Consider the following 6728-nt stretch of genomic DNA (forward strand, 5'->3'; position numbering starts at 1 on the left):
AAACGTTTCATCATACTGTTTTTTCATCTGAAACACCTCTTATATAGAATAATTTATCTCTATACTGTGTTCCAGTTTTACTGTACCACCTCAATTTTTGCCGCTCTTGGTTTATCTTTCATCGGTGGGGGAACATATGCCTATTTTAGTGATCAAGTAGTAACGAATAACACATTTACTGCGGGTACATTAGATTTAGCTATGCAACCTACGACTTCATTGGATTTAAATCAGTTGAAACCAAGGGATAAAATATTAAAATAATTCAACTAAAAAATAGTGGTACGTTAGCTATTCAAGATGTTGTGATGAAAATAGATTATACGGTAAACGATGCCCTGAAAAATAATTAGGCAGAGGATTTTGGTAAGCATATAAAAGTACAATTCCTTTGGGATTGGGATCCAGCAAAGAGCCCTGTTTATGAAACAACCCTTGCGGAACTAAAAGAACAAGGACCAGAAATCGTTTCAAAGAAAGTATTTGCATCTAAGTGGACAGAATCAGGAGGGTTACAACCTGGAAAAATGGATTGGTTTTGGATGAAATTTATATTTGAAGACAATGGAAACGATCAAAATATGTTCCAAGGAGATAGTATTGCTTTGAGAATGGAATTCTAAGCAAATCAAACCGCGGGACGGGAAAGATAAGAACTACTGCACAGAAAATTCGTGATACAATAAGCACTTGATGTATCAAGCTATCGTATAGAGTAATTTACAAATTCAAATGATACATAAAAAAACCGCTACATTTTGTAATGAAACAAATGTAACGTTTTTTTATAGATGCCTATCCCTTTTCACCATTCTTTTCATCCTACATTCTTTCGCATGATGATTGTAATTTTCTATCTCTTTATTTACAAATAGGGAATTCCGCCTTTAGCCATGCTAGATAGCCACCTTGTACATTTATTACGTCCTTTACACCATGTTTTTGTAATATACTTGCTGCAATAGCGGAACGTATACCAGAACGACACTGTACAATAATCGAAAGATCTTTTGGAATGTCTTGTACATGCTTTGTCAGGTGTTCTAGCTTAATATGTTTGGCATGCGGAAGATGGCCCTCGTTCCATTCCGATTGATTTCGAACATCAATAACAGGATGGGTTCCCGATTGTATAAGAGAAAACAATTCTTGAACGGTTCTTTCTTCATACGTCTCTAATGGCTCTATATCTTTCAGTGTATTTGAAGGCATATAGGCTATCGTGCGGTCTAGTCTAATTGCTTCCAAATCTCTCCGTACCTCGTTTATATTCACAGACAGAGGATCGATAACGATGATAAGGTCCTGGCTATCCTCTAGGAGCCAACCACACCATGTTGTAAAGGACTGGTTATAGGGAATATTAAGTGAGCCCTTTACGTGACCAGAAGCAAAAACCGTTGCTTCTCTTGTATCAATGATTTGCTTATCTGTATGTATTAGTTGTTGCCATGCAGGAAAGAATGTATTTCTTTTATGAGACCCTGTGTACGAATCGGCGGACCAACTTGATTGATTCGTTTCATTTTAGAAAAATAAGGTGGTGGTTCCGGCTGTCCACTTAATACATGCATCACAAAAGAATTTTGTTCTTCTGTTTGAAAGGCCCAATTAAAATGTTTCTCATAGCCCATTGTAGAAGAGGGAATGGTGCCTAATGATTTTCCGCATGCGCTACCAGCACGATGGGAGGGCCAAATTTGTAGGTATACCGGCATCGTTTTGATTTTTTGGATCGAATGAAATAAGTCTTTGGCACTACTCTTCGCATGATGTGGAATACCAACAGCCATTTCTAATAAATCTGGTCTACCTACATCACCAACAAATAGAAAATCTCCTGTAAAAATCCCTATCGGTTTGTCATCGGTTTCATTATGCTGTTTTGTATCTATGACTAGAAATGAAATACTTTCAGGCGTATGCATAACCTGAAATTGGATTGTACCAATATGAAATTCACTACCACCTCTGACAAGATGGTATGGCACTTGATCGAGATATTGATACTTCCACGTGCTTCTCCCTTCAGCTGCTGCATAAAACGTTGCGTTACAAGATAACGCAAGCTCTTTCGCACCAGATACAAAATCAGCATGAATATGTGTTTCCGTTACCGCAATGATGTCTAATCCTCGCTTTCTAGTAAATGTCATATATTGTTCAATGTGGCGTCCTGGATCGATAACGATGGCCCCTCCGTAATCCTGACACCCCACAATATAAGACGCATGAGCCAACTTATCATGATAAAAACATTCTAATAACATACATCCGTCCCCTTACACTTCAAATTCTTTTAGGCATGACTTCTTTTGACAATGTATCATTTCTTATACAATGCCTTTCAGCATATATCTCCAATACAGAAACGGAAGTGCATATCTCTTTAACAAAAACATACTATATCTTTCTTTTGATTGATCAAACGGAAATGTTTCTTGTTCTTCCTGATGATAATCAAATTCTGCTAAAATCAAACTTTTATATCCCGTGACAATAGGGCAAGATGTATAGCCATTGTATGTCGCTTGTACCTCCTGTCCCTGTAAAAATGCCAACAGGTTTTCTCTTACAACAGGGATTTGTTTTCGAATAGCCGCCCCCGTTTTAGAAGTTGGCAAATTGGTACAATCCCCAATCCCAAATATATTGGGGTACCGTACATGCTGCAGTGTATAAGGGTTTATATCTACCCATCCCTCTTCGTCTCCTAGTAAACTATTCTTGATCATATCAGGTGGTCCCATAGGCGGGACAACATGTAAGAGATGATACGGTATGCTTTCTCTATTACCTGTTTGTATATCTTCAAAAATCGCTTCTTTTTTTTCAGCGTTAATTTCTACTAAATTCTGATGAAAGTTCGTTATAATTTGTTTCCTCTGAATTACCTTTTCTAAAGAGGAAGCATAGCGAGGTACATGAAAAATATGTGGATTTGCTGTTTGAAACATAATCTTACTTTTCTCCCGGACACCTTGGCGACAAAAGTATTCCTCGGCTAAATACATAATTTTTTGAGGTGCACCGCCACACTTGATAGGGGTATTCGGATGCGTAAAGATGGCGTTTCCTCCTTTAAATTGTTGGATTTCTCTCCAGGTTGCATCCGTATAGTCATACGAGTAATTACTACAAACCCCATTTTTTCCAATCGATTCTTTCAATCCTTTAATGTGATCCCAATGAATTTGAATACCCGCAGCTACAATTAACATTTCATAGGTAATAATAGTTCCATCCTCTAGTAGCAACCTGTTTTCTCCCGGACTTATTTCCGAAACATTCCTTTGTATCCAATGTACGCCTTCTGGAATGAGGTCGGATTGCTTTTTCATCGTTGCTTCTTTTTTGACAATCCCAGCTCCCGCAAAGGTCCATAGTGGCTGGAAATAATGTGTTTGAGCAGGGTCTATGATGGCCACCTGTTCTTTTAATACAGGGGCATGACGGAGTAAATGGGCAGCCAAGGAAATCCCAGCTGTACCAGCTCCGATAACAACAATTGTATATGCTTGTTTCATGTTTATTCACGTCTCCCAAAAGTTTATTCGAACGTATGTCTTCCGTTCTACTGTAATTGAAAAACAGCACTCACAGGATTATGATCACTATGTGTAAACTGTAAATCGTGTCCCTTGACTTGAAGGATTTCCACATTAGGTGAGACTAAAAATCCATCAATAATGGTCACAAAACTTTTTCCTTTGATGTATGCCGTACGATTATCGCGTACCGTATACACAGAAGAATCTACAGCCCATTGAAACCCTCCTTCTGTAAAATCTTGGGGCAAACGCACTAACCATTTGGGCCAGGCGGCTAGAAATGCGGGGTCTTGTAACTGAATATCTGACAGTAGCTGATTCCAGTCGCCACCTATAATCACATAATCCCCCTTCTGATACTGTGTATGCATATACTGTTTTATGTATTGCAGTTGTTGTTTGCGGATATTCCCACCTGCATCATATGCCGAGACATGTAGATTTACGATTCGTAAGTTCTTTCCATTTTCAACCGGGATCATGTGTTCTACCATCGCACGATCTAAATCAAAGAGTTGCTTAGGCCAAGGCTCTCTCCCTGGTAATTGAAAACGAGTTCTTGTTGTATGAAGTAGGTAGAAAACGTAGCGAGTCCTGATTCCACATATCCCATGGGACGCAAAAAGGGAACCGGAACCCATGGATTCCTATAATTATAACCAAATGTAGACGCATGAGAGGATAACTCCTGTTGAAAAAATTGATATTCATTTTGATCAAAAGAACGGAATGCTTTCATATCGACTTCTTGTAACAAGACAAAATCTGCATAATCTGCTTTTAAGAAGGAAGACATGTGCTGTAAATTCTGTTTGGTTTGTTCTTTACTACGAGAACGTGAGCCTGTTCCTCCGTCCATGAAGAAATCTTGTTTTGCATCTAATCCTGCGTAACCAATGTTGAAGGTAGTAACTTGGAATGGCGTATAGGATGGTAATCTGTTTTCTTGCGAGTTTTCTATCATAAGATTTACAGATTCGGATGGCTTTTTATGCTTCCATGTAATAAAAGCTAAAAAGATGATAGGCAGTCCGAGCAAAACCAATGAGAAAGTAACCAATATTCGGGTTCCACTTTTCATCCTCTTCCCCTCCTTTTTCTATGTTCCTAGACAATCCTGCCAGGTCTCCCCATTATATATCGGATATAAGGGAAGTATTTTGAGAAATATCTCGAAACGGCTAGAATAAAAGGTTTTTCTCTTTTGGAGACCGAATATCATGAGAAATTATATGTACAAAAGGGGGCCGAGAAGATGTAATCTTCATTTGAAAGTGTATGTAAAGATAAAAACATGAGGGGGTATTCATTTGAAACATTGTAAAAGACTACTGCAATCCTTTCTTTTGCTTTTCTTATTTTTCATTTTTTATAACGCACCTTCTGTATCTGCAGAAACACATCCAAATTACGGAAAGGTATTTCCACCAAAAGAAACATTCCGGCCAGGGGATTGGTTTGTGGGAGCAACACCTACACAGGTAGACCCTACCAAATCACCGATTGTATTTGTGCAAGGAAAAAACGGAAAGGCAAATGATTGGTATGGAGATACTTACTATCATGGAAAAAATACGATGTATGACCTTGCTTACGATGCTGGCTATCAAACTGCTTTTGTACAACTGTACGATGCGGCGGGAACAGGGTCGGTAAGTCCTTGGACAAATGGGAAACTATTAGCTGCAAAATTAGAAGCCATTTCGCAACATTTTGGAAAAAAAGTCAACATCATCGCGCATAGCAAAGGGGGCATTGATACACAAGCGGCTCTTGTACAATATGGGGCGCATCGTTTTGTGGATAAGGTCATCACACTTGGATCCCCTCATTATGGGACACATCTAGCAGATTTATCCTATAGTTGGTGGGCGGGATGGCTTGCCTCTTTACTAGGGCAACAAGATGAAGGAACGTATGCGTTACAAACCGGGGAAATGGCACGTTTTCGCTCGATTATTGATACGAATCCTGCCACAAAATCCAATCAATATTACACGATAGCAGGAACCAGTTGGGGGCCTACTTTTTCTGCTTTATCTATGGGAGGATTGTATTTGTCACCATATGGAAATAACGATGGCCTTGTCAGTGAATGGAGTACCACTTTGCCGTACGGTGCCCACCTTTTTTCTGATGTTACATTAGATCATGATTCAATTCGAACGGGAAGTGCCGTCTTTTCTCGCATAGAACCTTACTTACGAACGAAAAAAATGGGGCCAGCATGGTCACCGTCTGCCGCGTCTTCTAGGAATGAGCCCTATACAGAGTTAGGACCGACAGAAAACCAAACGGTTTTAGGCGGAGAACTGATCCCACATCAAGAAAATCGCGCTGTGTTTTCTGTGGATACATTGACATCAGGAACTGTATCGGTTTTGACTGCGAGTAAACAAGTAGAGATACAACTTATTTCGCCATCAGGGAAGGTTTACACCAAACAGGCTGCGGTAGTAACAACGGGTGATGATACCTTTTTTAAAGGGGCCTTTATTCATACATTTCAAATAAAAAGTATGGAAGTGGGAGACTGGAAGATACGTATGAATACGGAAGGGACAGATGCTTATTTAGCGATGGTACAGTATCAACAAGAAGCACCTTTCCATTTGAAAATACCGGCTAAGCTGAGAGCAAATCAAGCAAAATTACAAATCCAATTTGCTGATAAAAACCCAGTTGAAGTGGAGGATGTCTCTATGACGGTTCGAATTGTCGATCGGACAGGTACACTGATTTCACAATCTAATGGCGTTCAGCAAGTAGATGCACATACGCTATCTACCACGTTACAGCATATAGAGCAATCAGGTGTATACAACTTTACCATTGATGTGAACGGGAAAAATAAAGCGGGGCATCCATACACACGTACGATTATACGTTCTATATATATTGAGAAGTAATATATATTAAAATTCTATAAACAGAAAAAGGTGCCCCTAAGAGCACCTTTTTCTGTTTGTTACATGTATTCATTTTCAATCTTATCATGATCCATGTAACTGTTTCTGGATTAGGATTGTCCATACCCGTATATATTCTAATAAGAACGGTATACGAATAGTGATGGACCTTGTAGGATTTGAACCTACGACCGGACGGTTATGAGCCGTCTGCTCTTACCAACTGAGCTAAAGGTCCCTAGAAAAGCATATGGATAAGGAGTATATA

The 6728-nt window shown here is 39.2% G+C and carries 2 protein-coding genes, 1 tRNA gene and 3 pseudogenes; 2 read left to right on the forward strand and 4 right to left on the reverse strand.

The genetic code is table 11. The features are described from left to right. Window positions 1-66: 66 nt before the first annotated feature. Window positions 67-623: pseudogene (locus F3I02_RS19585) on the forward strand (TasA family protein). Between the two features lie 238 nt (window positions 624-861). Here F3I02_RS19585 and F3I02_RS19590 read toward each other — a convergent pair. The 3 genes and pseudogenes from F3I02_RS19590 to F3I02_RS19600 form a co-directional block, all read right to left on the reverse strand. After that, window positions 862-2270: pseudogene (locus F3I02_RS19590) on the reverse strand (MBL fold metallo-hydrolase). Between the two features lie 63 nt (window positions 2271-2333). Continuing rightward, window positions 2334-3533 (reverse strand): NAD(P)/FAD-dependent oxidoreductase, encoded by a 1200-nt coding sequence (locus tag F3I02_RS19595; RefSeq protein ID WP_196478168.1) that lies wholly within the window; start codon window positions 3531-3533, stop codon window positions 2334-2336. A 41-nt stretch (window positions 3534-3574) separates the two neighbouring features. Beyond that, a pseudogene (locus F3I02_RS19600) lies at window positions 3575-4632 on the reverse strand (endonuclease/exonuclease/phosphatase family protein). 229 nt (window positions 4633-4861) lie between these two features. On the opposite strand from F3I02_RS19600, the gene F3I02_RS19605 reads away from it, so the two are divergent. Continuing rightward, the gene (locus F3I02_RS19605) at window positions 4862-6460 is read left to right on the forward strand and encodes a DUF7379 domain-containing protein (RefSeq protein ID WP_230876834.1); all 1599 of its coding nucleotides are present in this window, start codon (window positions 4862-4864) and stop codon (window positions 6458-6460) included. Window positions 6461-6624: 164 nt separating this feature from the next. On the opposite strand, the gene F3I02_RS19610 is transcribed toward F3I02_RS19605, so the two are convergent. Continuing rightward, a tRNA-Ile gene (locus tag F3I02_RS19610) sits at window positions 6625-6698 on the reverse strand. Window positions 6699-6728: the final 30 nt, after the last annotated feature.

The organism is Bacillus sp. SRB3LM (assembly GCF_015712745.1).
GTDB lineage: Bacteria > Bacillota > Bacilli > Bacillales > Bacillaceae_G > Bacillus_A > Bacillus_A thuringiensis_K.